This is a genomic window from Leptotrichia sp., assembly GCF_057270615.1.
This window is the reverse complement of sequence record NZ_DBHIXN010000109.1, coordinates 1-2562: the sequence shown is the minus strand read 5'-3', so window position 1 is coordinate 2562 and position 2562 is coordinate 1. Positions and strand designations below refer to the sequence as shown.

The window sequence follows — 2562 nt, the reverse complement described above, 5'->3', positions numbered from 1 at the left end:
ACAAAAATTCACATGCTGAAGAAAATTCAGCAAGTAACCTAATGCTTGGAGAGAATGCTGTAATATTAGGCGATGTAAATTCAATTGGAAGTAACGTTGTGCTTGGAGATAATACTGGAGTATACCCAAAATCTTGGACAAATAAATAGAAAACTAGTTTTCTATTTGTTAAGATATAGTTATAGAAATATTTAATAATCTGAACAGAAAAAGTGAAAGTTGCTTATAAATAGAGGTTTAAAGCAAGGTGTGGAAATAACACAACAACAGCCCCAATTTTGAATAATTATAAAGTTTCAACAAGTTATATTAGATTTAAAAGTCGTGATTATACAGATACTTGGCTTAGTAAAGATGGAATAAAAATAAGTAACATTGAAGATGGAGAAGACGAAATGGCTGTATTTGGAGATATAGAAGAATATAGAACTGTTGGTACAGGTTTTAAAGAAAAATCTACTACAGAAACAAAATTTGGATTAACAGGAGATTTTCAAGAGAAAGACGATATAACAGAAAATATGATACGACAGGATCATAATTTAGATTTTAGAGCAACTTATCTTAGTGTTATGTTTAATAATTTAACCAAAGAAGAAGAACAACAACAGGAATTGAAAATGAAAAAAATAAAAGAAGAAATGGAAAGAGGTAGATAGAATGTTTTCAAAAAAATTTTTTTTAATTTTTTTATTGCTTTTAAGTCTAGTTGTGTATTCAAAAGAACAGGTTCCTACTATTTATGATGAAGATATGCCTTTAGGTAGTGACTTTGAAATATTATTTGAATCACCAAATGACGGAATGGCGTCAAAAATGACCCTATACTTTAGTGGAAACTTGTTTTATTATTCTAGACAAGATTTATTGTCAGATGTAAGTGGAAAATTAAATCCTATAGAAAGATATGAACAATTTATGAGTGAAGAAAGTCTAGTTGATTATTTTTTAGATCATTACATACCTGCTGTTTATAAAAAACAAGATATATATTTTTTGTATGGAAAAGTAAGTCTCGGAAGAGAATTATTGACTTTAAGGTTGTATTATATAGATGAAAAAACTAATGACCTCAAAATAAAAATATTTAGAGAAATGGACAGAAATAAAATAAATGCAATTGAAGAAATTGTTGAAAAAATTAATGAAGAAAAATATCCTACATCAAAAAGAAAGTTTACAACTGTACCTAAAGAAATTATTGCTATTATAACAAGAAAAATAAAATATTTTGGCTCAGATAGAGGAATTTCAGGAAACTATAAGGAACTTTATGAAAAAATAATAGAAATTTTTTCGGATGAACTACCATCGGTTATTCATTATATACGAAGACCAGATTTTGAACCTATTAATGACTAAGAAAAATTAAGAGTACATTCCATAACTGTATGAATATGTACATTTTCATGAGAGTATGTAGATTTTTTGGTGTGTAAAAATTTTTGTGTAAACCTCTAAATAATATATGGTAAAATAACTATATAATATTTGGAGGTTTTTGTTATGGCTAAAAAGAAATCTGTCTGTTAAAATATAGTTATAGAAATATTTAATAATCTGAACATAAAAAGTGGAATCTGTTTATAAATAGAGGTTTAAAGCAAGGTGTGGAAATGGAGAATATAAACCATCCCCAAAACATAAAGGACCTAAAATGCCTCCAAATGCAAGTCCCGATTCAATTCCTGATATTAAAACAGGTAATGATTTATTAAAAAATCATTCTTATAATTCGGCGACCCAAAAACAGAGGTTTGCTATATATAAAGGAAAAATGATAATATTTCAACCAACTGGTGGTACTAAAAATGAATGGCATGCTTATGAAATAACAGAAAATTTAAGAAAACATGTTCCTAATGATACTCTAAAACAAATGTTAAAAGACGGAAAAATTACAAAAGTGCAATATAATAAAAATAGAATGAAATAATGAAAGGAAAGAAACGTGAAAAATAAAAAATTTTATTTTGATTTTGAATACTTCCCAGAGATTTCGTATGAAAGTTATATTTTGAAATTTTTTGTAGATGGGAAAGATTTATGTGAATTAAAAAATGAAAAATATAAATATGATAAATTGGGAGATATATATTTTATAGCATATCGTTTAAAAAGTGGAAAAAGTTTAGAAAAAATTTTAACAATCCCTTTTCCCTATGATGAGTTGAAAGTAAAAAAAGAAAAAAAATTTACAGCAGTAGAATTAGTAGAAAAAATTGATAAAAGATATGAGGAAAAAGGATATGACGTTGATATTGAAGAAGTTTCTATTTTAAATGATTGGTGTTATAATCACTGCTTACCACCGGTAGGACCGGGAAAGACTGCAAACGTTTATTTTAATTTAGTTGACGACAAAATTGAAATCTCGTGGATGAATGATGAATACTTTAAGTATCAAAAGGGAGTTTATTATATCCCAAAAAAAACTTTTAAAAATGAAGTTTTAAAATTTATAAAAATAATGTTTGAGAGAAGAGAAATTGTGGAACAAAAATTAAATCTTGTAGTAATAAATGGTAAAAAAATTTCTGCTAAAAGAAATTATGATACCGA

4 protein-coding genes are annotated in these 2562 nt (G+C 26.4%); all 4 read left to right on the top strand.

Annotated features, from left to right (window positions below):
- Positions 1 to 278: 278 nt before the first annotated feature.
- Positions 279 to 659 (top strand): hypothetical protein, encoded by a 381-nt coding sequence (locus tag ACO409_RS10645; protein ID WP_485557091.1) that lies wholly within the window; start codon positions 279 to 281, stop codon positions 657 to 659.
- 1 nt (position 660) lies between these two features.
- Positions 661 to 1362 (top strand): hypothetical protein, encoded by a 702-nt coding sequence (locus ACO409_RS10640; RefSeq protein ID WP_315515151.1) that lies wholly within the window; start codon positions 661 to 663, stop codon positions 1360 to 1362.
- 295 nt (positions 1363 to 1657) lie between these two features.
- Entirely contained in the window at positions 1658 to 1936 is a 279-nt protein-coding gene (locus ACO409_RS10635; protein ID WP_485557089.1) for a hypothetical protein, read from the top strand.
- A gap of 15 nt (positions 1937 to 1951) precedes the next feature.
- On the top strand, positions 1952 to 2562 hold a 611-nt coding region (locus tag ACO409_RS10630; protein ID WP_485557087.1), incomplete at its 3' end, for a hypothetical protein.

Bases quoted from the DNA above. Each gene is read 5' to 3' on its own strand.
- ACO409_RS10640 (WP_315515151.1), top strand. From the start codon at position 661: ATGTTTTCAAAAAAATTTTTTTTAATTTTTTTATTGCTTTTAAGTCTA.
- ACO409_RS10635 (WP_485557089.1), top strand. From the start codon at position 1,658: ATGCCTCCAAATGCAAGTCCCGATTCAATTCCTGATATTAAAACAGGT.